24 protein-coding genes are annotated in these 26,557 nt (G+C 39.9%); 21 read left to right on the top strand and 3 right to left on the bottom strand.

Going from position 1 to position 26,557, the window contains the following annotated elements; translation table 11 throughout:
- The first annotated feature begins 214 nt into the window (after positions 1-214).
- From TP70_RS04505 to TP70_RS04425, 17 genes are all read left to right on the top strand, one after another.
- Positions 215-2,251, top strand: coding sequence for a DUF1430 domain-containing protein (locus TP70_RS04505; protein ID WP_044359762.1), 2,037 nt, complete (start codon positions 215-217; stop codon positions 2,249-2,251).
- Positions 2,244-2,867: an ABC transporter ATP-binding protein gene (locus tag TP70_RS04500; protein ID WP_044359761.1), complete on the top strand. Its 624-nt coding sequence runs from the start codon at positions 2,244-2,246 to the stop codon at positions 2,865-2,867. The genes TP70_RS04505 and TP70_RS04500 overlap by 8 nt, the downstream gene beginning before the upstream one ends.
- A gap of 73 nt (positions 2,868-2,940) precedes the next feature.
- Positions 2,941-3,282, top strand: a complete 342-nt coding sequence (locus tag TP70_RS04495; RefSeq protein WP_044359760.1) for a hypothetical protein — start codon at positions 2,941-2,943, stop codon at positions 3,280-3,282.
- Between the two features lie 100 nt (positions 3,283-3,382).
- Positions 3,383-3,868: a signal peptidase II gene (gene lspA / locus TP70_RS04490; protein ID WP_044359757.1), complete on the top strand. Its 486-nt coding sequence runs from the start codon at positions 3,383-3,385 to the stop codon at positions 3,866-3,868.
- Positions 3,869-3,871: 3 nt separating this feature from the next.
- Positions 3,872-4,789, top strand: a complete 918-nt coding sequence (locus TP70_RS04485; protein WP_044359755.1) for an RluA family pseudouridine synthase — start codon at positions 3,872-3,874, stop codon at positions 4,787-4,789.
- A 364-nt stretch (positions 4,790-5,153) separates the two neighbouring features.
- On the top strand, positions 5,154-5,678 hold the full coding sequence (gene pyrR / locus TP70_RS04480) for a bifunctional pyr operon transcriptional regulator/uracil phosphoribosyltransferase PyrR (protein ID WP_044359754.1): 525 nt from the start codon (positions 5,154-5,156) through the stop codon (positions 5,676-5,678).
- Between the two features lie 207 nt (positions 5,679-5,885).
- Positions 5,886-7,178: a uracil-xanthine permease family protein gene (locus tag TP70_RS04475; protein WP_044359753.1), complete on the top strand. Its 1,293-nt coding sequence runs from the start codon at positions 5,886-5,888 to the stop codon at positions 7,176-7,178.
- Between the two features lie 37 nt (positions 7,179-7,215).
- Positions 7,216-8,094 (top strand): aspartate carbamoyltransferase catalytic subunit, encoded by an 879-nt coding sequence (locus tag TP70_RS04470; RefSeq protein WP_044359751.1) that lies wholly within the window; start codon positions 7,216-7,218, stop codon positions 8,092-8,094.
- A 14-nt stretch (positions 8,095-8,108) separates the two neighbouring features.
- Positions 8,109-9,386, top strand: coding sequence for a dihydroorotase (locus TP70_RS04465; RefSeq protein WP_044359749.1), 1,278 nt, complete (start codon positions 8,109-8,111; stop codon positions 9,384-9,386).
- The gene (locus TP70_RS04460; protein ID WP_044359747.1) at positions 9,386-10,486 is read left to right on the top strand and encodes a carbamoyl phosphate synthase small subunit; all 1,101 of its coding nucleotides are present in this window, start codon (positions 9,386-9,388) and stop codon (positions 10,484-10,486) included. Before TP70_RS04465 ends, TP70_RS04460 begins: the two co-directional genes overlap by 1 nt.
- On the top strand, positions 10,479-13,652 hold the full coding sequence (gene carB / locus TP70_RS04455) for a carbamoyl-phosphate synthase large subunit (RefSeq protein ID WP_044359746.1): 3,174 nt from the start codon (positions 10,479-10,481) through the stop codon (positions 13,650-13,652). The genes TP70_RS04460 and carB overlap by 8 nt, the downstream gene beginning before the upstream one ends.
- A 14-nt stretch (positions 13,653-13,666) precedes the next feature.
- The gene (locus tag TP70_RS04450) at positions 13,667-14,431 is read left to right on the top strand and encodes a dihydroorotate dehydrogenase electron transfer subunit (RefSeq protein WP_044359745.1); all 765 of its coding nucleotides are present in this window, start codon (positions 13,667-13,669) and stop codon (positions 14,429-14,431) included.
- A complete protein-coding gene (locus TP70_RS04445; RefSeq protein ID WP_044359744.1) occupies positions 14,428-15,348 on the top strand; it encodes a dihydroorotate dehydrogenase in 921 nt (306 codons plus the stop codon). The genes TP70_RS04450 and TP70_RS04445 overlap by 4 nt, the downstream gene beginning before the upstream one ends.
- Positions 15,349-16,047: an orotidine-5'-phosphate decarboxylase gene (gene pyrF / locus TP70_RS04440; protein WP_044359743.1), complete on the top strand. Its 699-nt coding sequence runs from the start codon at positions 15,349-15,351 to the stop codon at positions 16,045-16,047.
- Positions 16,041-16,649: an orotate phosphoribosyltransferase gene (pyrE, locus tag TP70_RS04435; RefSeq protein WP_044359742.1), complete on the top strand. Its 609-nt coding sequence runs from the start codon at positions 16,041-16,043 to the stop codon at positions 16,647-16,649. The genes pyrF and pyrE overlap by 7 nt, the downstream gene beginning before the upstream one ends.
- A 103-nt stretch (positions 16,650-16,752) precedes the next feature.
- On the top strand, positions 16,753-17,199 hold the full coding sequence (locus TP70_RS04430) for a MarR family transcriptional regulator (RefSeq protein ID WP_044359741.1): 447 nt from the start codon (positions 16,753-16,755) through the stop codon (positions 17,197-17,199).
- Entirely contained in the window at positions 17,189-18,013 is an 825-nt protein-coding gene (locus tag TP70_RS04425; protein WP_044359740.1) for an N-acyl homoserine lactonase family protein, read from the top strand. The genes TP70_RS04430 and TP70_RS04425 overlap by 11 nt, the downstream gene beginning before the upstream one ends.
- Positions 18,014-18,060: 47 nt before the next feature.
- Here the strand turns inward: TP70_RS04425 and TP70_RS04420 are convergent, their stop codons facing one another.
- Complete coding sequence (locus TP70_RS04420) at positions 18,061-18,474, bottom strand: VOC family protein (RefSeq protein WP_044359739.1); 414 nt, start codon at positions 18,472-18,474, stop codon at positions 18,061-18,063.
- A gap of 394 nt (positions 18,475-18,868) precedes the next feature.
- Complete coding sequence (locus TP70_RS04415; protein WP_044359737.1) at positions 18,869-20,572, bottom strand: Rqc2 family fibronectin-binding protein; 1,704 nt, start codon at positions 20,570-20,572, stop codon at positions 18,869-18,871.
- Positions 20,573-20,906: 334 nt separating this feature from the next.
- On the opposite strand from TP70_RS04415, the gene gmk reads away from it, so the two are divergent.
- The 4 genes from gmk (at position 20,907) to priA (ending at position 25,907) form a co-directional block, all read left to right on the top strand.
- The gene (gene gmk / locus TP70_RS04410; protein WP_044359736.1) at positions 20,907-21,530 is read left to right on the top strand and encodes a guanylate kinase; all 624 of its coding nucleotides are present in this window, start codon (positions 20,907-20,909) and stop codon (positions 21,528-21,530) included.
- A complete protein-coding gene (rpoZ, locus tag TP70_RS04405; RefSeq protein ID WP_044359734.1) occupies positions 21,530-21,739 on the top strand; it encodes a DNA-directed RNA polymerase subunit omega in 210 nt (69 codons plus the stop codon). Before gmk ends, rpoZ begins: the two co-directional genes overlap by 1 nt.
- A 548-nt stretch (positions 21,740-22,287) precedes the next feature.
- The gene (coaBC, locus tag TP70_RS04400; RefSeq protein ID WP_044359733.1) at positions 22,288-23,502 is read left to right on the top strand and encodes a bifunctional phosphopantothenoylcysteine decarboxylase/phosphopantothenate--cysteine ligase CoaBC; all 1,215 of its coding nucleotides are present in this window, start codon (positions 22,288-22,290) and stop codon (positions 23,500-23,502) included.
- Entirely contained in the window at positions 23,499-25,907 is a 2,409-nt protein-coding gene (gene priA, locus TP70_RS04395) for a primosomal protein N' (protein WP_044359731.1), read from the top strand. Before coaBC ends, priA begins: the two co-directional genes overlap by 4 nt.
- Positions 25,908-26,030: 123 nt before the next feature.
- Here priA and TP70_RS04390 read toward each other — a convergent pair.
- The coding region (locus tag TP70_RS04390) for an LPXTG cell wall anchor domain-containing protein (RefSeq protein WP_044359729.1) at positions 26,031-26,557 on the bottom strand (527 nt) is incomplete at its 5' end.

Here is a 26,557-nt window from a genome sequence, read left to right as displayed (position 1 = left end):
CTTAAAATAACATATTACTCTATGATGAGTGGTTAAATGAACTTTTGGACAGTGGTTAACATTTTAAAAGCCTAAATGATACGAAAACTCAAAAGAAGGGTATTTGAATAACTTTAATAAAACTTGAAACTAAATTTATATTGATATACAATGTCGTCAGAAAGTACTTTGTTTACATGTAATTTTTGTATCTGATAGATTTGAGGTGGATTATATGAAAAAAATCATTCTATTTTTATGTGTGGCAATTTCATTGACATTAAGTTTGATAGTGATAGATTTAGCGAAGTCATACTCTTTTTATAATCATATTGAAAAAGACAGTGAAAAGATTAACTTTTATTTTGATACCGTGCCTAAAAAACACGATAAAGAGGCATGGGCTTATTTTACATATCTCTCAAAAAAATACAATGTTGAAATAACAAAAGTTACATATATCAATGATTATAAAATATTGATTAATACAACAGATAATCAGTTGAAGCAAGAAGCAGATAAAGATAAAAATTTGAAAATCTTTGATAGTGAACTGAAGATTAAGGTTTTCCCTTTAAATAAAACGAATCTTACAGAAGAAGGGATATATTATTTAAAAGGGAAAGAGAAAGATGCTCGACAAGTAAATGCACTTATAAATCAGGATGTAGGTTCGACAGATATCATGGATAATTCGATTTTTGATGACTTATCCTTAGATTTCTTTAGTACGTCTTTAACAGTATTTTTAATCGTGCTGCTATTCGCTGTCCTGTTGCACGATTTATTAAACCAAAAAGAAGAATTAAAGATTCTTTATGATCTAGGCTATCGCAAATCTCAAATTGTAAAATTTATAATTCATCGCTTATCTAAAATTATATGGATGTATATTGTGTCTAGTATGGTTCTGACGCTATTAAGTTACATTATGGTATACAATGATGGATACATTCATATGGCATTATTAATTGCTGTACTGATAGAAGTGTTATTACTTATAATGTTGTATATTTTTATAGTGGTAATCGTCCATTTTTTTGTGATGCGTTACGCTAGAAACAGCCGTAGTTACAGTAAATATGTGTTGATAGCCATGTATATGATGATTTCAGTAATTGCGATTGTATTGGTTACAATGTCAACGACGCAAATCATTTCTAACTACAAAGACTATCAAAAACAAAAAATATCTTTGAAGCATTGGGACATTACGAAAGACCATTACGGAACACTCGTACATCATGTAGGTCAGGTAAAGAGCCGTGAAATTGATAAAGCAGTCAGCATTAAAATGAAGACTTATTTTTTAAGTGATGAAAATAAAGGTTTTATTGCAGATATGGAAAATTTCTTAAATGATGGTCTCTATGTATATCAATATAATGAAAAAAAGAATGCGGATATTGAACCAGAGGGAAAGACAGTAATCATTGATGAAAATTATCTGAGAAAGCATCCTAAGAAAACGGTAGATAATGATGATGTATTACAATATATAAAGAAAGAAGACAAGACGCAAAATATACTTGTACCTGCAAGGTTCAAACAGTATAAACAAGAAATTATTAAAAACTACAATGAAAATTTTGCAGGTTATAGGGATATAGGGAATGAACCTTTTAGTATGGACCCAACTTTGCATATCAATATCATATGGGTAAAAAATGATATAGATTACTTCACATATAACGCTAGAATTGGTGGCGCTAAAAATACAATTGTAGCACCTATTGCCATTGTTGAAACAGGTAATATAGATCCATTGAACTATAGTCATTATTTCTCTAATGCGTATTATTTTAAAAGTTATTTAGACAATCCATACGAAACAATCCATGAAGGCCTGAAAAAACATAAACTTGATGGCGTGATTCAAAGTGCATATGCGGTTTACGATACGAAAGTAGACATTGTAAAAGAGTTGCAGACGGAAATGTACAAATACACAGGATTGGCGTTACTCACGAGTATTACGTTCATTATTACAACATTGACGTTTATTCAAATTTACTTCAAGTCGTACCAGTTCCAAATTTTCCTCAAACGTTCATTGGGGTATAGTTACTGGTCGATTCACAAGTGGATGCTGTTTTTCCTTGTCATGTTGCATGTGTTGATGGGATTACTTTTATTAACAAGTCACAATATCATTGCGATTTCGGTCTTTGCGTCAATTACATTGATAGAAACCTTATCTGTGGCATTTACGTTTATGAAGTTGAATCGTGAAAATGTCAATCTCGTGTTAAAGGGGAAGAAAGATGATTAATTTACAAAATATTCATAAATCATTTGGTAACAAGCGTATTTTGGAAAATTTTGATTTAACGATTGAACAAGGTGATTTTGTCGTTATTCATGGGGCGAGTGGGAAAGGCAAATCGACATTGCTCAATATTATCGGTTTGTTGGAAAATCCTGATTCAGGCACGATTACGTTTAAAGGACAAACGATTCATAAAGAAAAAGATAAGCTGTCGTTTAAACGAGATGACATTGCCTATGTATATCAGCATTATGGTTTGTTAGAAAACGAGTCGATTTTAAAAAATTTAACGTTGCCTTTAAATGTCGAGAATAAAGATGAAGCACGTATTCAAGACGTGATGGCACGTGTAGGATTAGCGGATATGCCATTAAAAACAAAAGTCTATACGTGTAGTGGCGGTGAGCAACAAAGACTTGCGATTGCACGTGCGATTTTGAAACAGCCGAGTGTGATTATTGCGGATGAGCCAACCGGTAACTTGGATGGTCAAAACAGTGACACGATCATGTCACTCTTTAAAGAACTAAATGCGTCGGGAGTAACGGTTGTATTAGCGACGCATGAACCTACCTATTTTGACATGGGTAATAAAGAAATTGACTTAGATCAAATATAAAATGGAGCTGTACATGGTCGATGTTTTTAAATGATGATGTACGGCTTTATGTGCGTAGTTGAAGGGGACGAATATGAGAAAAGGTTTCTTAATTTTTGGTATTTTAGTCATTGGACTTTTATATATTTATCATGAACTATCATATGATGCGCCTGTTTATGGATTTCATGGTGGTTGTGAAATCGTTGATGATTATGATGGGGATGTTACAGTAGATGGACCTATTTATATTGAAAAGAGAAGTCGTAAGCTTATCAAGATGAAACAAGCAGAGCATGCACAGGAGAGTCGATTGGCGCAAATAAGAGATGAAATTGTCGATTTTATTTATCATCGCCACAATGTACAACATCATCATGGTGCCATGCCAGAAAAACATCGCATTACATGTGAACCACCAAAATCTTCGCATTGATTTTTCAATGTTCATATTCAGATTTATAAGCATGAGTACCGTTCTTCTGTGGCAAATGGTATAATAAGGCAATGAATCCACTCAGAAAGGATTAATGGAGATGAAACGACCTTATTATATAGGATTGTCACTCTTTATACTGATCGTCATGCTGATTGCGGATCAGTTATCAAAATGGGTGATTGCAACACAAATGACAATTGGCGAGTCTTTCACGGTTATACCGAATTTCCTATCTATTACGTCGCATCGTAATGATGGTGCGGCATGGGGGATTTTAAGTGGTCAAATGATTTTTTTCTATTTGATTACAATCGTGATTATTATCGCATTGATTGTATTTTATTTTAAAGAAGCGAAAGATCATATGATGATGCAAGTGGCGATTAGTTTGTTACTTGCAGGTGCGCTCGGTAACTTTATTGACCGTGTCATGAACGGAGAAGTCGTGGATTTTGTAGATACGATTCTTTTCGGCTATGATTTTCCAATTTTTAATATTGCGGATGCCAGTTTGACGATTGGTGTGGGCTTGCTTGTTATCATTCTATTAACAGACAAAACAAAAGAGAAGAAAAAGGTGTAATTTATGGAACAACATCAATTTACAATTGAAGCGGAGACGCATCATTTACAGCGTATTGATAAAATATTACCAAGTTTTAATAGCGATTGGTCGCGCAGTCAAATACAGGAATGGATTAAAGAAGGTTTAGTTGCGGTTAATGGTAAGCCAGTTAAATCAAATTATAAACTAAAGCTTGGCGATGAAGTCGTTGTCACAGAGAAAAAAGTTGTTGAAGCGGATATTCAACCGGAAAATCTTAATTTAGATATTTATTATGAAGATGAAGATGTGGCGATTGTTTACAAGCCAAAAGGGATGGTTGTGCATCCGTCAGCAGGTCACTATTCTGGGACACTCGTGAATGGCTTAATGTATCAAATTAAAGATCTGTCGGGTATCAATGGCGAAATCCGTCCGGGTATTGTGCATCGTATTGATAAAGATACGTCAGGACTGTTAATGATTGCTAAAAATGACGTGGCGCATCGTGCGCTTGTTGAACAATTAATGGCGAAAACAGTGACGCGAAAATATACAGCGCTTGTACATGGACACATTCCACATGAATTCGGGACGATTGATGCACCGATTGGCCGTAATAAAAATGATCGTCAGTCAATGGCTGTGGAAGATGATGGTAAGCCAGCTGTGACACATTTTAATGTATTAGAAAACTTTAAAAACCATACGCTTGTGTCATGCCAATTAGAAACGGGACGTACGCACCAAATTCGTGTGCATATGAAATATATTGGTTATCCACTAGTGGGCGACCCTAAGTATGGTCCGAAGAAAACGCCTGATATTGGTGGACAAGCGTTACATGCAGGTGTCATTGGTTTTGAACATCCACGTACGGGTGAATATATTGAACGTACGGCGCCGCTTCCTGAGTCATTTGAAGCAGTGATTGAGCAAGCACGTCGTGAAGAGATTTAATGATGTCGTCGTGTTGTGAAACAGTGGCGTTGTGGGACATTATGATGCGAAGTGAAAATGTACAATAGTTACTATTTTTCACTTCTAGTCCCTATCTCTGCCACGATGTGTGATTTTTTCACAAATAGTTTTGACAAGACGGCAAAAAAAGAGTAAGATAAATTCAGCAAAACAAACAAAACGATAACGTCTTTAAATGGGAGTCCAGAGAGGCTCAAAAGACATGATATATACGAAAAGAAGCGATGGCTTGGTGGATGCTGACGTACGGGAGACGTCTATCCATATCTCACAGCTGTTTCAGCTTTAGTTAAACTCATGTCTTTAAAGATGTGAGTTTTTTTGTGCATAAGGAGGGGTTACGTTGACAAGTCGTATCATTTTAGATGAATCTGCTATTAATCGCACGTTAACACGCATTGCCCATGAAATTTTAGAGTACAACAAAGGCTCTGAAAATTTGGCACTACTTGGTATTAAAACGCGTGGCGAGTTCTTAGCGAAACGTATTCAACAGAAGATTCAACAGATTGAAGCGGTAGATGTCCCAACAGGCACGCTTGATATTACAAGTTTTCGTGATGATAAAGATGCGCGTCATATCGTAAATGATAAGACGTATCAAATTGACACGGATTTAAATGACCGTGTGGTTATCATTGTGGATGATGTGCTTTACACAGGACGAACGGTGCGTGCGTCACTCGATGCGATTTTGTTGCACAGTCGCCCGAAAAAAATTGGCTTGGCTACGCTTGTTGATCGTGGTCATCGAGAGTTGCCGATTCGTGCAGATTTTGTCGGTAAAAATATTCCGACATCACACGAAGAATCAGTCAATGTTTATTTAACAGAAACAGACGATCGCAATGCGGTTGAAATTACATAGTATCACCTTTTAATTCAGTACGAGAGACTGGCAAAGGTACGTTGTAACAATAGAAGGATTCCATAGGTGTCATGACAGATACAGTTAGGTAAGGACTAAGTGTATCCAATCGTGATGAATATGTAAGAATTCTGATACTGTTATACACCACCAGTCTCTTACCGAACAAGGTTAAGAGACTTTTTTTATGACGAAAGGAAGAACAACATGGAAAACGAACAAATGTTTAAACGAACGGTGACACCGGTACTGGATGTCAACGAAAAACCAAATGCGGGACAGTGGGCATTTTTAAGCTTGCAGCACTTATTTGCGATGTTTGGTGCAACGGTTTTAGTACCTTTCTTAACAGGCTTACCTGTATCTTCTGCATTGCTTGCATCAGGTATCGGAACGTTGCTCTATATTTTAATAACGAAAGGAAAAATTCCGGCTTACCTTGGCTCAAGTTTCGCCTTTATTACGCCAATTATTACGGGCTTAAGTACGAATAGCTTAGGGGATATGCTTGTTGCCTTATTCATGAGTGGTGTGATGTACGTCATCATCGGTATTGCGATTCGCATAAGTGGTACGAACTGGCTCATGCAATTGTTACCACCGGTTGTTGTAGGACCTGTCATCATGGTTATCGGTCTAAGCTTAGCACCAACTGCTGTTAACATGGCAATGTTTGAAAATTCAAGTGCGATGAAAGATTATAACTTGACGTATGTGGCCGTAGCGGCAATTACATTGTTCGTCACATTGCTTGTACAAGGTTTTGCGAAAGGCTTCTTCTCACTGATTCCGGTGTTAATCGGAATCGTGGTCGGCTATATCACAGCAATTTTATTCGGAATTGTGGACTTCAAACCGGTTGCTGAAGCGAAGTGGTTCCAGTTCCCAGACATTTACATTCCGTTTGCGGACTACCAACCGTCCTTCCATATCGGGCTTGTAGCGGTTATGTTACCGATCGTATTCGTAACAGTCAGTGAACATATCGGTCATCAAATGGTCATTAACAAAATTGTCGGACGTAACTTCTTTAAAGACCCGGGTCTACATCGCTCTATTATCGGGGACGGGGTATCAACAATGTTCTCAAGTATTATCGGTGGTCCACCAAGTACGACATACGGTGAAAACATCGGTGTGCTTGCGATTACAAGGATTTACAGTATCTACGTAATCGGTGGCGCTGCGGTCATCGCGATTATTCTCGGTTTTGTTGGTAAGTTTACAGCGCTTGTATCATCTATCCCAACGCCGGTAATGGGTGGGGTTTCCATCTTACTATTCGGTACGATTGCCGCAAGTGGTTTACGCATGATTGTAGAAAGCCAAGTCGACTTTGCGAAGAACCGCAACTTAGTGATTGCATCTGTCATTCTTGTCATCGGTATTGGTAACATGATGTTGAATTTATCAGATGTCGGTGTGCACTTAACGATTGAAGGGATGGCATTATCTGCAACGGCAGGTATCGTCTTAAACTTGTTATTACCAAAAAGCTAAATATCACAAATAGCTAACTATCAAAGGAGGATCCATAATGAAACATCTTGTCTCAATGGCAAACTTAAAGATTGAAGAAATGCAACATGTGATCGACACAGCGATAGCGTATAAAAGTGGTGCAGTGCAACCTAGTCTTAACGGAAAATATATTGCAAATTTATTTTTTGAAAACTCAACACGAACGAAATGTAGTTTTGAAATGGCGGAACAACGCCTTGATATGAAAGTCATCAACTTTGAAACGGCGACGTCTTCAGTGAACAAAGGGGAATCGCTATATGACACGTGTCGAACGCTACAAAGTATCGGCTGTGACGCGCTCGTCATTAGACATCCAGAAAATGATTACTACAATCAATTGTTGGACATGGGTGTGCCGATTATTAATGCTGGTGATGGTAGTGGGCAACATCCAACACAAAGCTTGTTAGACTTAATGACGATTTATGAAGAGTTCGGACGTTTTAAAGGATTGAAAGTTGTGATTTGCGGTGATATTAAAAACTCACGCGTGGCACGCAGTAATTACCATAGCTTAACGGCACTAGGTGCAGAAGTTGTCTTCTCAAGTCCAGAAATCTGGCAAGATGATGAGATGCCGGGTGAATATGTGGATTTAGATGATGTCATTCACGATGTGGATATTGTTATGTTACTCCGTGTACAACATGAACGTCATGGAGACGGCGAACAATCTTTTGATGCGACGACGTACCATGAACGTTATGGTCTTTCACAAGTACGTTATGATCAATTGAAAGACACGGCGATCGTTATGCACCCTGCGCCTGTGAACCGCGGGGTTGAAATTGCAGATCACCTTGTTGAAGCACCGAAGTCACGTATTTTTAAACAAATGGAAAACGGCGTATACGTACGTATGGCTGTGTTAACTGAAACGATACAATCTTAAAGGAGCGAGTCAAGATGAAATTAATTCAAAATGCACAAGTTTTAGAAGCAGGATCATTGAAAAAGGTAGATGTGTTAATCGAAGGTAAGACGATTAAACAAATTGCACCGTCGATTGATGTGACTGAAGAGATGACAGTGATTGATGCGAAAGGGCAATTTTTAGCACCGGGATTTGTAGACGTCCATGTTCATTTAAGAGAGCCAGGTGGCGAGCATAAAGAAACGATTGAGACGGGGACACTTGCAGCAGCACGTGGTGGTTTTACAACGGTATGTCCAATGCCAAATACAAAACCTGTGCCAGACTCAGTTGAAAACATGGAAAGATTAAACCAGTTAATTGCGGATAACGCACATGTTCGTGTATTACCATACGCAGCGATTACAGAACGTCAAGCAGGCAAGCAACATGTTGACTTTGAAGCTTTAACAAAAGAAGGGGCGTTTGCTTTTACAGATGACGGTGTTGGTGTACAAAAAGCGGCGATGATGTACGAGGCGATGCAAAAGGCAAAAGCACAAGGTAAAGCGATTGTTGCGCACTGTGAAGATAACAGCTTAATTTACGGTGGTGCGATGCATGAGGGGAAACGCAGTGCAGAGCTAGGTATTCCGGGTATTCCAAATATTTGTGAATCTGTTCAAATTGCACGTGATGTGTTACTAAGTGAAGCAACAGGCTGTCACTACCACGTGTGTCACGTATCAACGAAAGAAAGTGTGCGTGTGATTCGTGATGCGAAACGTGCAGGTATTCATGTAACTGCAGAAGTGACACCACACCACTTATTATTAACGGAAGATGATGTGCCGGGCGATAACGCCATGTACAAAATGAATCCACCTTTACGTAGCCAAGAAGATAAAGCAGCGTTAATTGAAGGCTTATTAGACGGTACGATTGACTGTATCGCAACAGACCATGCACCACATGCAGCGGATGAAAAAGCACAAACGATGACACGTGCGCCATTCGGTATTGTTGGTAGCGAAACGGCATTCCCGCTTCTTTACACACACTATGTAAAAACGGGCGAATGGACGTTACAACAATTGGTAGATTACTTAACAATCAAGCCTGCTGAGACGTTTAACTTACCATATGGACGACTTGCTGAAGGCGAATTGGCAGACTTAACGTTGATTAACTTAGAAGATGAGTTTGAAATTAAAGCAGAAGATTTCTTATCAAAAGCAACAAACACACCATTTATCGGTGAAAAAGTATACGGTAATCCAGTATTAACAATGGTCGAAGGTGACATTCGATACGAGGGGGAACATGCATAATGTTTGAAAAGCGCTATATCGTTCTAGAAGATGGTACGTATTATACAGGGTTTAAGTTAGGTTCAGATAACTTAACAAAAGGGGAAATTGTGTTTAACACAGCGATGACAGGTTATCAAGAAACGATTTCAGATCCGTCATACACAGGTCAAATTATTACATTCACATATCCGTTAATCGGCAACTACGGCATTAACTACGATGACTTTGAATCATTAACGCCAACATTAAATGGTGTTGTTGTGAAAGAAGCATGTGCGTATCCGAGCAACTTCCGCGCACAAAAGTCATTTGACGAAGTATTGAAAGAGTACGACATTCCGGGTATTAGCGGTGTCGATACACGTAGCATTACGAAAAAAATTCGTCAACATGGGGTGCTAAAAGCGGCATTTGTTGATAACGCAGATGAAATTGACGCAATGATTGAAACGTTGAAAACAATTGAATTGCCACGAACTGAAGTGCCAACGGTCTCAACGAAAACGCCATACGTTTCAACTGGTGTAGACAGACGTGTTGTACTTGTCGACTTCGGTAAAAAACAAAATATCGTGCGTGAATTAAATGCACGTGGCTGTGAAGTAACGGTTGTACCTTATGATACGACAGCAGAAGAAATTCTTAAAATGTCGCCAAACGGAGTGATGTTATCAAACGGCCCTGGAGATCCAGATGATGTGAAAGTCGCGTTAGACATGATTAATGGCATTCTAGGCAAAATTCCATTTTTCGGTATTTGTCTTGGACATCAATTATTCGCACTGTCACAAGGGGCAACGTCATTCAAAATGAAGTTCGGTCATCGTGGGGCGAACCATCCTGTGAAAGACTTAGCAACTGGCAAAATCGCATTAACGAGCCAAAACCACGGTTATGCGATCGATGCGGCGTCTATTGAACAAACAGATCTTGAAATTACGCACATCGCATTGAACGATGGCACAGTAGAAGGCTTGAAACATAAAACATTACCGGCATTTTCAGTACAATACCATCCGGAAGCATGTCCAGGTCCAACAGACTCTAACTATTTATTCGATCAATTTATCGACTTAATGGAACAAAATAAACAAAAGGAGCGCGTTCATAATGCCTAAAAGAAATGATATTCAAACGATTCTTGTAATTGGATCAGGTCCGATTATTATCGGTCAAGCAGCAGAATTCGACTATGCAGGCACACAAGCATGTCTTGCATTGAAAGAAGAAGGCTATCGTGTCATCCTTGTTAACTCAAACCCAGCAACGATTATGACGGATAAAGAAATTGCGGACAAAGTTTATATCGAACCACTCACACATGATTTTATCGCACGTATTATTCGTAAAGAACAACCAGATGCCTTACTTCCAACACTCGGCGGTCAAACAGGGTTGAACATGGCGATTGAATTGCATGAAAGTGGTGTTCTCGAATCTAACAACGTGCAACTGCTCGGTACAGAACTTGCGTCAATTAATCAAGCGGAAGATAGAGAGTTGTTCCGTGCTTTAATGAATGATTTGGACGTACCCGTGCCAGAAAGTGATATTGTTAACACACTTGAACAAGCATTTGCGTTTAAAGAACAGGTCGGCTATCCATTAATCGTCCGTCCAGCCTTTACAATGGGTGGTACAGGCGGCGGTATTTGTTACAACGATGAAGAACTGCACGAAGTTGTATCAAACGGTCTGAAATATAGTCCAGCGACGCAATGTTTAATCGAAAAATCAATTGCAGGGTATAAAGAGATTGAATATGAAGTAATGCGTGATAAAAATGATAACGCCATCGTTGTATGTAACATGGAAAATATCGACCCAGTCGGTATTCATACAGGGGACTCAGTCGTTGTTGCACCGAGTCAAACGTTGTCAGACGTGGAATATCAAATGTTACGTGATGTCTCATTGAAAGTGATTCGTGCGTTAGGCATTGAAGGGGGTTGTAACGTTCAGTTAGCGTTAGATCCACATTCGATGAATTACTACATTATCGAAGTAAATCCACGTGTATCACGTTCATCAGCACTTGCGTCTAAAGCGACAGGTTACCCAATTGCGAAATTGGCAGCGAAAATTGCAGTAGGTATGACGTTAGATGAGATGAAAAACCCAGTAACAGGGACATCATATGCGGCGTTTGAACCGAGCTTAGACTATGTTGTATCTAAAATTCCACGTTTCCCATTCGATAAATTTGAAAAAGGTGAGCGTGAACTGGGTACGCAAATGAAGGCGACAGGGGAAGTTATGTCTATCGGACGCACGTACGAAGAATCACTACTCAAAGCGATTCGTTCATTGGAATACGGCGTACACCACCTCGGCCTTCCGAATGGTGAATCATTCGACTTAGATTACATTAAAAAGCGTATTGAAGCGCAAGACGATGAGCGTCTGTTCTTTATCGGCGAGGCGATTCGTCGTGGTACAACGTTAGAAGAACTGCATGAAATGACAAAAATTGATTACTTCTTCTTGCATAAATTTAAAAATATCATTGATATCGAACATACGTTGAAAGATAACAAAGGCGATATTGATTACTTACGCTTGGCGAAACGTTATGGCTTTAGTGACCGTACAATTGCACACCGCTTTGAAATGACGGAAGAAGAAGTGGTTGCACTACGTCAAGAACACGGCATTCAACCTGTATACAAAATGGTTGACACGTGTGCGGCAGAGTTTGAATCGGCAACGCCATACTACTATGGCACGTACGAAGAAGAAAATGAATCCATTGTAACAGAAAAAGAAAAAATTATCGTGCTTGGCTCAGGTCCAATTCGTATCGGTCAAGGGGTAGAGTTTGACTACGCAACAGTGCATGCGGTATGGGCTATCCAAAATGCAGGATATGAAGCGATCATCGTCAACAACAACCCAGAAACAGTATCAACAGACTTCTCAATTTCTGATAAGTTGTATTTTGAACCACTTACAGAAGAAGATGTGATGAACATTATTAATCTTGAGCAGCCTAAAGGGGTTGTCGTGCAGTTCGGTGGACAAACAGCGATTAATTTAGCCGAAAAATTAGCGAAACACGGTGTGAAAATTTTAGGAACGTCATTAGAAGACTTAAACCGTGCGGAAGACCGTAAAGAATTTGAAGCACTATTACGCAATATTGATGTGCCACAACCAAAAGGGAAAACAGCGACATCTGCACAAGAAGCGTTAGATAATGCTCGAGAAATCGGTTACCCAGTCGTTGTCCGTCCATCATATGTACTTGGCGGACGTGCGATGGAAATCGTCTATAATGATGATGAGTTACACAATTATATGACAGAAGCGGTAAAAGCGAGTCCAGATCATCCAGTACTTGTCGACCGTTACTTAACAGGTAAAGAAATTGAAGTCGATGCGATTTGTGACGGCGAAACAGTGATTATCCCAGGTATTATGGAGCATATCGAACGTGCAGGGGTTCACTCAGGTGACTCAATTGCGGTATATCCACCACAAACGTTGTCACAAGAGGAGATTGATACGTTAGAAGCGTACACAATCAAGTTGGCAAAAGGTTTAAACATTGTCGGATTAATCAACATTCAATTTGTCTTAGCACACGACGGTGTATACGTACTTGAAGTGAATCCACGTGCGAGCCGTACCGTACCATTTTTAAGTAAGATTACAGGCATTCAAATGGCACAACTTGCTATGCGTGCGATTATAGGCGAGAAATTAGCTGATCTTGGTTTCAAACAAGGTGTGCAACCTTACCAAGAAGGCGTGTTTGTAAAAGCACCAGTCTTTAGTTTTAACAAGCTGAAAAACGTCGATATTACACTTGGACCTGAAATGAAATCAACAGGGGAGGTGATGGGGCGTGACTTAACGCTTGAAAAAGCATTGTTCAAAGGCTTAACAGCTGCGGGCATGACTGTGAAAGATTATGGTACAGCATTAATTACAGTAAGCGATAAAGACAAAGACGAAATGGTTAAAATCGCACAACGCTTGAATGCAGTCGGCTACAAAATTATCGCAACAGCAGGGACTGCGAAAAAATTAGCAGAACATGATATTAAAGTAGAAACTGTCGGTAAAATCGGCGGTCACGACGACTTAATTTCAAAAATACAAGCAGGCGATGTACAAATTGTTATTAACACGATGACGAAAGGTAAAACGATTGAACGCGATGGTTTCCAAATCCGTCGTACATCAGTAGAGAACGGCGTACCTTGTTTAACATCTTTAGATACAGCAAATGCATTAACGAACGTGATTGAAAGCATGACATTTTCAATGCGTAATATGTAGGAGGGACGAAAGCGGTGGAAAAGTTAACAGTCATTTCAAATGAACAAATTGCAGATCGTATTTATGAATTGAAAGTAGCTGGGCCGGTTGTGGTATCATTAAAGCAACCGGGACAGTTCGTCCATATTAAAGCAGGGCAAGGGACTCAGCATATGTTGCGACGTCCAATATCAATTTGTGAGATTGATCCAGCAAATGAAAGTTTTACGATGTTGTTTCGTGCGGAAGGTGCAGGAACACAGAAGATTGCAGCACTGCGCCAAGGAGATGAATTAGACATTTTAGCACCTCTTGGCAATGGCTTCCCAGTAGACAAAGCGAAGCAAAAAGCATTGCTTATTGGTGGCGGAATTGGTGTGCCACCGCTTTACGAACTCTCAAAACAATTGAATGCACGTGGTATTGAAACGGTGCATGTCTTAGGATTCCGTTCGCAAAAAGATGTGTTCTATCAAGCGCAATTTGAAGCACTCGGCGAGACACATATTGTGACAGAAGATGGTACAGCTGGGACACAAGGCTTTGTAACAACGGTCATTGATCAGTTACCAGTGGATTATGACACGTACTACACATGTGGCCCGAAACCGATGTTAAAGGCACTGACTGAAATGGATACGTTGAAAGATGTGCCGGGTTACATTTCATTAGAAGAACGTATGGGATGCGGTATTGGGGCATGTTATGCATGTGTTTGCCACGTACCAGATAGCCCAACTGACTATGTCAAAGTATGTACAGATGGCCCAGTATTTGAAAAAGGAACGGTGGTACTATGAGTCGATTGAATGTTGAAATCCCAGGTTTATCACTTAAAAACCCGATTATGCCAGCGAGTGGTTGTTTTGCGTTTGGTGCGGAGTACAGTCAGTTTTATGATTTGTCGGAGTTAGGGGCAATCATGATTAAAGCGGCAACAAAAGAAGCACGCTTTGGCAATGAAACGCCACGTGTTGCTGAAACGGATAGCGGCATGATTAATGCGATTGGGTTACAAAACCCGGGCGTCCACCATATTTTAGAACATGAGCTAAAAGCACTGGAACAATACGATGTGCCGATTATTGCGAACGTTGCAGGCTCTGTAGAAGAAGACTACGTGTACGTTGCAGAACATATTTCTAAAGCACCGAATGTGAAAGCGTTAGAATTAAACATTTCATGTCCAAATGTAAAAGAAGGTGGTATGCAGTTTGGCGTCGATCCACAAGTGGCAGCTGAATTGACGCGTAAAGTAAAGGCCGTTTCATCAGTGCCTGTTTACGTGAAGTTATCGCCGAATGTGACAAACATTGTTGAAATGGCGACAGCAATCGCTGAATATGCGGATGGCTTAACGATGATTAACACGTTAGTCGGCTTACGCATTGACGCCAATACGGGTAAACCGATTATTAACAATATTATCGGTGGATTGAGTGGCCCAGCCATTAAACCTGTCGCATTGCGTATGGTATATGAAGTGCGTAAAGCATTGCCAGATATGCCGATTATCGCAATGGGCGGCGTGCAAGATGTTCAAGACGTGATTGACTTTATTTCTGTAGGGGCAGACGCAGTCGCTGTCGGTACAGCCAACTTCCAAAATCCAACCGTATGTAAAGACTTGATTGACGCGTTGCCAGCCCGTTTGGATGAACTTGGCGTGACACATATTCATGAACTTAAAGGACGTACACAAGGAGGGCTTGCCTAAATGAAACGTACACCGATTATCGCATTGGACTTTGCGACAAAGGAAGAAGTAATGACATTCCTTGCACGTTTTGATGAACCGTTGTTTGTAAAGATTGGCATGGAACTGTTCTATCAAACAGGCCCTGCACTATTGGAAGAAATTAAGCAACAAGGTCATGATATTTTCTTGGACTTGAAACTTCATGATATTCCGAACACCGTTGGCAAAGCGATGGCAGGACTTGGACGTTTGAATGTCGACCTTGTGAACGTACACGCGGCAGGTGGTACTGAAATGATGCAACGTGCGGTCGAAGGATTACGTAGCACTAACCCTGATACAAAGATTATCGCTGTAACACAACTGACGTCAACGACAGAAGCACAACTGCATAACGAACAAAAGATTGAGATGTCGATGGAAGAAGCAGTTTGTCATTATGCGAAATTGGCCCAGCAGTCAGGTTTGGATGGTGTCGTGTGTTCACCACTTGAAGCGGCTGCGATCACTGAACACTGTGGTACGTCATTTTTGAAAGTGACACCGGGTGTGCGTCCGGCTAATGCAGACGTGAATGATCAGAAGCGTGTGACGACACCAGAACAAGCGAGACAGTTCGGATCAACACATATCGTTGTAGGTAGACCGATTACGCAAAGCAGTGATCCGGTCGCAAGTTATCATCAAATTAAAGAAAGTTGGTTAAGTGAATGGTAAAAGCAATTGCACAATCATTATTAGATATTGAAGCAGTGTCATTATCACCGAATGACATGTTTACATGGAGCTCAGGTATTAAATCACCTATTTATTGTGACAACCGAGTAACTTTAGGTTTTCCAGCAGTACGTGAAGCAATTCGTGACGGTTTAACAGAATTGATTGAGCAACATTTTCCAGAGGTAGAAATCGTATCAGGTACAGCGACAGCAGGTATTCCACATGCTGCTTACGTCTCTGATAAAATGAACTTACCGATGAACTACGTACGTTCAAAAAGTAAAAGCCATGGGAAACAAAATCAAATCGAAGGCGCTAACAGCAAAGGGAAAAAAGTTGTTGTGATTGAAGACTTAATTTCAACAGGTGGTTCATCTATTACAGCGGTAGAAGCATTGCGTGAAGCAGGTGCGGACGTATTAGGTGTCGTTGCTATCTTCACATATGGCTTACAAAAAGCAGACGACATGTTTGGTGAAGCAGGCGTACCATTTTATACAATCAGCAACTATGATGAATTAATTGAAGTCGCTGAAGCACAAGGGAAAATTACTGCGGACGATATTGAAACATTAGTCGCATGGCGCAACGCATTATAAGATAAACGAAAACGCTAAACGTATCTGAGAAAGATGTGCTTAGCGTTTTTCTTATTTGACATATAGTACACCTAGGTGTACTATATGTCAAAGGAGGAGAGAGATGGATAAATTTAGCTTTGAACAGTTTAATGAAATGCATCTAACCTTTATCAAAGTGAATCAGCTGATTAATGAAGTGATTGAAGAACAAAACATTATGATTTCACGAGAGCAATTAGGGGTCTTCAAACTATTACTCAAGCATAAGCAATTACCGTTAAAGACGATTGCAGAAAAACAAGGTGTCTATAAAACTGCTGTTTCTAAAAGAATTAAAAAGCTTGAAGACAAAGGTTTCGTGAAACGACTTAACTCATCAGATAAACGAGAAAAAGTCATCACATTAACAGATGAAGGCAAAGCGTTTTATCAAGAAAGGCAACAGCTGCTTTATGAAGGGTTTATGAATAAATTGAATTTAGATGACTCGCAAGCCAGCGCATTTTTTTCATATATGCATGAAATCAATCAGTTAATGAATCAAGGAGAGAGAAAAAATGACAAATGATATTAAAATTCACGTACTACATACTGGGGAAGTTATTGTTGATGAAGCACTACCATTTGGTTACGAATCAAATAGACCACTCGCTTGGACAGGTTTATTCCGTTCAAAGCAACATCAAATTAGCATTCCAGTGTCAGTTTACTTAATTGAACATCCGAAAGGGTTAATTTTAATCGATACTGGTTGGCATACTGATAATAGAACGAAACAAATGAGAAACTTGTTGTTCCAATATCCAGTCAATAAAGCGTATTTACCAGCAAATAAGGCAGTACATGAACAATTAAAGCAACTCGGCTATGAACCGAAAGATATTGATTACGTATTAATGAGTCATATGCATTGTGATCATGCAGACGGCCTTAGACATGTCAAAGACGCCAAAAATATTTTATTAAGCGAACCGGAGTACAAAGCGATCAAAAAGGATAAATTACATTATCTTCCACATGAATGGAAAGGCGTAGAATTAAATACATTCCCACTATCACATACAGGCTTAGGACCAAAAGGCTACTCATTTGATTTATTTGGTGATCAAACGGTTCAAATGATTTGGTGCCCAGGTCACAGTAAAGGCTTATGTGCCACAATGGTGAAAAATGAAAAAGATGACCGCTTCGTATTGCTTGCCGCTGATGTCGGCTATGCGAATAAATCGTGGGAAGAAAATATTTTACCGGGTGTGTTAGATAACAAAAAAGACGCACAAGCATCATTAAATTGGGTGCGCAAAACAGCCGCTGATCAAAATTGTATCGAAGCGTTAGCAAACCACGATGCGCAAACAAAACCACATATCATTACTTTATAGTAACGAAAAAAGACCCCAAACTGGAGGTCTTTTTTCTATACCAAATGTTATTTCTGTTGTTCGGGTAGGGCAAGTTGGAAGTTGACGCCAAACTTATCCTGTACCCACGCAAACTCGCGATATTGTGGTGGCATTGCTGTTTTCGGCATTAAAATCGCACCACCGTCTTTAAGGCCATTAAATAAACGTTCCATTTCAAAAACATCTTTCACAGTCACATACATAGACATTGCAGGTGTCATGTCAATCGGTGTGCCGTTCACATTATCAATCGCCATAAACACTTGATTGTTCAATGTGAAAATCGCATGTTGCACTTTGCCCGCTTGTTCAGGCGTACTGTCATCGTATTTGACCATCGTAATAATCTCGCTATATTCAAATAATGATGTGTATTTTTGAATTGCGGCTTCTGCATCGCCATTAAACATTAAAAACGTCGTAATTTTTGGGATTTGCATGAGATAGACTCCTTTATCATTTGATTGGATTAGGGAGCGGGACGACAAAACTAAGGTTTCTGTAGTGCTCCCACAGTTTGTTAAAACGCATTTTCACTTCAGACACCTAGTGCCATTTACATGTATTGGCTCACTTACTTAAAGAATTTTTCCTATGTCCTAGTCACTTTCTAATCACATATTTGCGCAATGCTCAGGTTTTGCTCGAATCCGAAACACTTCCGCATAGGCTTATGCTTTTACTTCCTTCAATAACCAGTTACAATAAGGTTAAATCATATTGGGAGGTTATCGTTTATGATTAGTATGCATTTATTAATTCCAATTTTGGCTATGTTAGCCATTCTCGGTGGCGGTTGGTTATTCCTACGTTGGTATTTAAGATAAGTAAGCGTTAAGACTCTTTTTGTTTTAACGCTTGAATTTTATCGTAATCTGGCGTCGCATAGCGTGTTTTTTGGTTATCATATGTCACAAAACCAGGTTTTGCACCGCTCGGCTTATGCACGTGTCGAATTTGTGTATAGTCGACGGGGATTTGACCTGATTGACCGGCTTTTGAAAAGTAAGCTGCAATCATTGCGGCTTCATCAATCGTTTGTTCTGTTGGCTGGTCATTTAATATCACGACATGACTGCCTGGAAAGTCTTTCGTATGGAACCAATAATGTGATTTTTGTGCGCGTTTATTCGTTAAATAATCATTTTGTTTGTTGTTTTTACCGACAAGAATCGTATCGCCATCTGTAGACTGATACGTTTGTAATTTAACCGCACTAGTTTTCTTTTTCTTATGCTGTTTTCGTTGGCGAATATAGCCTTGTTCTGCCAATTCCTCACGTATTTCATCAATATCATCTACGGTAATATGTGCTAGCTGTTGCTCGATATTTTCAAAGTATTGAATGTTTTCTTCTGTTAATTGAAGCTGGTGTGTCAACTCACGTTCACGTGTTTTCATTCGATTGTACTGCTTGTAATAATACTGTGCGTTTTCAGCAGGGGACTTCATCGTATTCAACGGGATCGTTACTTGTTCGCCCGTATAGTAGTTCAACGCATCTAATGTTTTATCGCCTTGTTTCAACTGATAAATATTAGCAGTAATCAATTCGCCGTAGAGCTGTTGCGTTTCTTTTTCTTGCGTACCTAGTTGTTCGTCAATCAACTTACTGTGCTTGTTTTGATATTTTTGTAGCAGTTGTTGTACGAGCTTCACAAGGTCATTCGCACGCTGTTTTACACGCGCACGTTCGCCACGTGCATCATAAAAGCGGTCGAGCAGTTCGTGGAGTGACGCAAAGTGTACAACATCATCATCGAATTGTGACAGTGTCATAAAATAAAAATCTTCTTTACCTGTTTCATGATTTTTATGAAAAACAGGGACGGGTTCTGCTTCAGTTGCTGCCATTACTTCGTCAAACGCTTCTGGCAATGTGTGCGGCGTCATAAAATGTCTGCGTGACACGATTTCTTTCGTAATAAGCGGTGAGAAGCCTTCAAACGTTTGGAGTAGCTGACGATTAATACGTCCAGCGTTGAAGTCAATAAACTGTAAAACATCCGCCCCTTTGTAATCATATGGATTCTGCTTATTTTGTGCAGGTGGGCCTTCGTATTGGAATCCCGGCATAACTGTGCGATATTGGTTCGTATTCGGTGTAAGATGTTTAAAGCCTTCAATAATTTTATAATCTTCATTCACTAAAATCAGATTACTATGTTTTCCCATAATTTCTAAAATAACGGTTCTAAAAATTGTATCGCCAATTTCGTCTTTGCTTTCTACATCAATTTCAACACGTCGGTCGTTATCAATTTGACGTATCGCACGTACGATGCCACCTTCTAAATGTTTACGGAATACACGTGCAAACATCGGCGGCTCAAACGGATTGTCATATTTTTTCGTTGTCAGGTGGATACGTGCAAAGTTAGGGTGGATTGACAACAGCAATTGATGGTTTTTGCGATGTTGTCGAATGACCATAAGCACTGTATCGTTTTCTGGCTGATTAATTTTATGGATACGTCCACCTACCAAACTTTGTAAATCAGCTACCATTTTTCTCGTAAAGAGGCCATCAAATGCCATAATGCTTTGCCACCTTTCAATGATTTTTCATCTCATCATTATAACATATCCCGTACCGCATTCGAGTTTTCAGCGTTTAGAACGGCGTAAAAATCAGCAATCTTGTACATAGGGCGACAAATGAGTAAATCGCAGTGGGTGTCTAAAGTGAGATGTGTTTTCACAAATTTTTAAAACCATACAGAAGCTTTTTCTAAAAATGAAATGACTGTACTAAGTGTGTGCGAACTGCTTGAAAGCGACAGGTGTTGTAATAATCGCCCTATACAAGTGAAATCAACTTATGTTAAGATATTGTAATAACTAGAAGAATAACGTAGAAAGGTCGTTAGGCATGGATACTGAAAAAGGCTTACTTATCGTTCTGTCAGGTCCCTCCGGTGTGGGGAAGGGAACTGTTAGAAAACGTATTTTCGATGATCCAAACACATCTTATAAATATTCAATCTCGATGACGACACGTGATATGCGCGAGGGCGAACAAGATGGCGTGGATTATTTCTTTAAAACCCGTGACGCATTTGAACAACTTATTGAACAAGATGCTTTTATTGAGTACGCAGAGTATGTCGGCAACTACTATGGAACGCCTGTTCAATATGTGAAAGATACAATGAATGAAGGACATGATGTTTTTCTTGAGATTGAAGTGGAAGGTGCGAAACAAGTGCGCAAGAAGTTTCCAGACGCACTGTTTATCTTTTTAGCGCCACCAAGTCTCGATCATCTCAAAGAGCGTTTGATTGGTCGTGGGACAGAGTCATCTGAAAAGATTCAACGTCGTGTCGATGAAGCACGCAAGGAAGTTGAAATGATGAACTTGTATGACTATGTCGTTGTTAACGATGAAGTAGACTTAGCGAAAGACCGTATTCAGTCGATTGTTGAAGCAGAACATCTGAAGCGTGAACGCATCGAAGCAAAATATCGAAAAATGTTATTGGAGGCTAAAAAGTAATGTTATATCCACCGTTACATCAATTACAAGATAAGATTAATTCAAAATATTTAATCGCAACTACTGCCGCAAAACGTGCAAGAGAGATTCAAGAGAACCCAGAAGGCTTGTTGTTAGATAACTACACAAGCAAGAAAACTGTCGGTCGTGCATTGGAAGAAATGGCTGTAAGTAAAGTTGTGCCTAACGTAGACTTAAAAGATTACTAATTATAAATGATGAAGACTTGGCTTGAGTATAAAGAGCTGAGTCTTTTTTTTGGGCTGTCCATCTTCTGTGGTGGATAGATAATTTAAAGTACCTAGTTTTTTACCGTAATTTCATATATGTAATAGCTGATCATGTCTAAGTGTACAATCTTGATGGGTTGTGCGCTTTTTCAGTATCATCGTTTTTTTATTGCTCGCTTTCCTGCAGGCCTCGCTCGAACTAATAAACGCTTTAATTTGAAGCATTAAGAAGCGTTTCTGGATTTCTCACTTCGGCTCACTCTGCAAGGCGTCTCGCAATAGAAGCGATCCCTTCACGACTCTAAATACATACTACAATAGGGCGTTCTCGCTTTTTTATCGAAATGGGTATCAATTGTTCGTGCTGATGTATGTGAAGATCTATTAGAAACAGCTATTGGTGATATAGATAGGAGTTCTACTCAAATGGTAGGTGTTTTTGGCTCAATTACTGTACCCATTTTTATGAAATATCATGTTAAATATATTATAATGCACATAAGAGTCTATAAATCAGGAGTGAAACTATGAAGAACATTTTATTAGCGGTGACGGGTGGTATCGCAGCCTATAAAGCGATTGATTTGACGAGTAAATTGACACAAGCGGGCTATGATGTACGTGTAATGTTAACGGAACATGCGCAACAGTTCGTTACACCGTTATCTTTTCAAGCGATAAGCCGTAACGCTGTGTATACAGATACGTTTATGGAACAAAATCCTGCAGAAATTCAACATATCACATTAGGCGATTGGGCAGATGCGATTATTATTGCACCGGCAACTGCGAATATCATTTCTAAATTGAGTCACGGTTTGGCAGATGATATGGTCTCAACAACGTTGCTTGCGACGACAACGCCGAAATTAATTGCACCCGCTATGAATGTTCATATGTATGAAAATCCACGTATCCAAGCCAATATGGCAACGCTTAAAGCCGATGGTTATCACTTTATTGAGCCGGGAGAAGGTTTCTTAGCATGTGGCTATATTGCGAAAGGGCGCATGGCAGAACCTTTAGATATTATTGCTGGTTTGAAACAACTGCATGCACCGCAAGAAGCGGCACTAGCGAAGAAGGTTGACAGTTATTTCACGGGCAAACATGTATTAATTACGGCTGGACCTACTGTGGAAGAAATTGATCCGGTTCGTTTCGTGTCTAATCGTGCGTCTGGTAAGACGGGCTACGCGATTGCAGCGGCTTTAGTGGCACAAGGGGCGCATGTGACGTTAGTGTCAGGACCGACCTATTTAACACCACCAGAAGGCGTAACATTTGTTTCAGTAACAAGTGCAAAGGAAATGTTCGAAGCGGTTGTGTCACGCTATGACGCTCAAGATGTCGTATTCAAAACAGCAGCTGTTTCAGATTATACACCTGTGAATAAATTAGAACATAAAATGAAAAAACAAGATGGCAATGTAACGGTTGAGTTTGAGCGTACACAAGATATTTTAAAATATTTAGGTGAACATAAAACACATCAAATGCTTGTTGGCTTTGCGGCAGAAACACAAAACGTCGCACACTATGCCCAACAAAAGTTAGAACGTAAAAATGCGGACGTGATTATTGCGAATAATGTTGGCGACCGTTCCATTGGGTTTAACTCTGACGATAATGAAGTGACATTGTATTTTAAAAATGGCGATGCACAAACACTTGAAAAAGGGCCAAAATCTGAACTTGCTTTTAAAATTTTAGCAGCGTTAGAAAGTAGCTGGCGTGTATGATCGCACAAGTCATTGTAGACGTTGCCGCCAAAAGTGTGGATCGAACATTTGATTATATTGTGCCAGAAGATTTATTAGATGTTATTCAACCGGGCGTACGCGTACTCGTGCCATTTGGTCCACGTAAAATTCAAGGATATGTTATGCAACTTGTATCAGACGCTGAAACTGATATTGAAATCAATCGCTTAAAACCTATTTATGAAGTGAAAGATATTCAACCTGAGCTAACAGAGGAACTCGTTAAGTTAAGCGAATGGTATAGCCATTACTTTGTCGCAAAACGTATTTCTATGTTGGAAGCAATGTTGCCAAGTGCGATGAAAGCGAAATATACAAAAGTCTTTGAATTGGTTGAACCCGATTGTTTACCTGAACAGCTGTTGCATCGTTTTAATCGAGAGGGCATTTATCCGTATAAAACGGCGCAAAGCAATGAGGATGTGGCTGAGTTATTGCACTATATGAAACAAGGGGCAGTGCGAGAAGTGACGCTGCTATCACAACATACTGGCAAAAAGAAACAGCGTGCCGTACGTGTTGTCGAGCCTGAAATGGGCGATAGTGTGTTGCTAGATTTGGAGAAACGACCGAAACAATATGACGTGTTGGCGTTTTTATTAGACGAACAACATCGTGACGTATCATTGCGTGAATTGAAAGACATGAACTTTTCTACATCAGCCATTAATACGTTAGAGCGTAATGGTATTATTGAAAAATACGATGTTGTCGTTGAACGTGATCCATATGAAGGGCGTATTTTTGAACAAGAACAAAAACGTCAATTGACGGATGAACAACAAGTTGCCTTTGATCAAATTAACGAAGCGGCTGAAGACCAACGAGCTGAGACATTTTTACTACACGGCGTGACAGGTTCTGGAAAAACAGAAGTCTATTTACAAATCATTGATTGCGTACTTGAACGGGGTCAAGAAGCGATGATGCTCGTACCGGAAATCGCATTGACACCGCAAATGGTGCAGCGGTTTAAACGTCGTTTCGGTGATGAAGTGGCTGTACTACATTCAGGCTTATCACATGGCGAACGTTATGATGAATGGCAAAAAATACGAGATGGCCGCGCACGTGTAAGCGTTGGTGCACGATCAAGTGTGTTTGCGCCATTTAAAAATCTTGGTGTGATTATTATAGATGAAGAACATGAAGCGACATATAAGCAAGAAGATTATCCACGTTATCATGCGAAAGAAATCGCAGAGTGGCGCAGTCAATATCATCAATGTCCACTTGTTTTAGGGAGTGCCACACCAAGCTTAGAAAGCTATGCACGTGCGTCGAAAAATGTTTATACTTTATTATCTATGCCAACACGTGTGAATCAGCAACCGTTGCCAGATATACGTATTCGAGATATGCGTGAAGAACTCGCAAATGGGAATCGCTCGATCTTTTCAGAAGACTTGGCACAAGCGATTGAGACACGATTAGAAAAGCAAGAACAAGTCGTACTATTTTTAAATCGACGTGGCTATGCGTCATTTATGTTATGTCGTGATTGTGGTCATGTCCCACAATGTCCAAACTGTGATATTTCAATGACATATCATAAAACGACGGATGAGTTGAAATGTCATTACTGTGGTTACCATGAACCTGCACCTTTCCAATGTCCAAGCTGTGGGAGTGAACATATTCGACAAATGGGAACAGGGACACAGCGTGTGGAAGAGTTGATACAAGAACGTTTTCCATCCGCACGCATTATCCGTATGGACGTTGATACGACGAGTAAAAAAGGCAGTCACGAAAAATTGTTGAAAGACTTTGGAGACGGGAAAGGCGATATACTCCTTGGGACACAGATGATTGCGAAAGGATTAGATTTTCCGAACATCACATTAGTCGGCGTACTGAACGCAGATACGATGCTCAATTTACCAGACTTTCGCTCCAGTGAACGAACATATCAGATTTTAACCCAAGTTGCCGGGCGTGCTGGACGCCATAAGAAAAAAGGGGAAGTCATCATTCAAACGTACAACCCAGATCATTATGCGATAGAAGACGTACAAGCGAATGATTATTTAGCTTTTTATGATAAGGAAATGCGATTCCGTCAATTAGCCAAGTACCCACCTTATTTTTATTTGATTAACTTTACAATTACACATGAAAAAATGAAAGTAGCGCTACAAGCAGCGACGCACGTTCATCAAATATTACTGCAACATCTGACAGAACGCGCCTTTATATTAGGACCAGCCCCAGCGGCACTCTCAAGAATTAACAATGAATTTCGCTTTCAAATTTTATTAAAATACAAAAGTGAACCGGGGTTAATCAATGCATTACGCTACTTGGATGATTATTATCATGAGCGTTACGAACAAGAAAAACTGGCGTTACGCATCGACATTGGACCATATATGATGATGTAACGGATAACTAAATAATAACAGCACAACAAAGCGACGATTCAGTACGTAGCCATGTACGAAATCGTCGCTTTATTTAATAGGTACAAAAAAGAGGGGCGCACCCCTCTTTTTTAATGCTTGAACTTAGTCTTCTTTACGTTTCTTTTTACGACCGAATAGAAGTAACGAACCTAATCCTGCAAACATTGTACCAAATGCTGCTGAATTTGCACCCATTTCACCAGTATCAGGTAATGCTGATTGATTATTGTGATGATCTTTTGCATGGCTGTTTGAAGAATTATTGTTGTGATTATCGTCGTCTAAGTCGTCCGTAGTGTCATGACTTGAGTCGCTGTCAGAATCCGAATCGCTGTCCGAGTCAGAGTCGCTATCCGAGTCCGAGTCGCTATCCGAATCCGAGTCACTGTCCGAGTCCGAATCGCTGTCCGAATCCGAATCGCTATCCGAGTCCGAATCGCTGTCAGAATCCGAGTCACTGTCAGAATCACTATCCGAGTCCGAATCACTATCCGAGTCCGAATCGCTATCCGAGTCAGAGTCGCTATCCGAGTCGCTATCCGAGTCGCTATCCGAGTCGCTATCCGAATCCGAATCGCTATCAGAATCCGAATCGCTATCAGAATCCGAATCGCTATCAGAATCCGAAT

Source organism: Staphylococcus microti (genome assembly GCF_000934465.1).
Lineage (GTDB): Bacteria > Bacillota > Bacilli > Staphylococcales > Staphylococcaceae > Staphylococcus > Staphylococcus microti.
The sequence above is the reverse complement of the archived record's forward strand: the minus strand, read 5'-3'. Positions and strand labels throughout refer to the sequence as shown.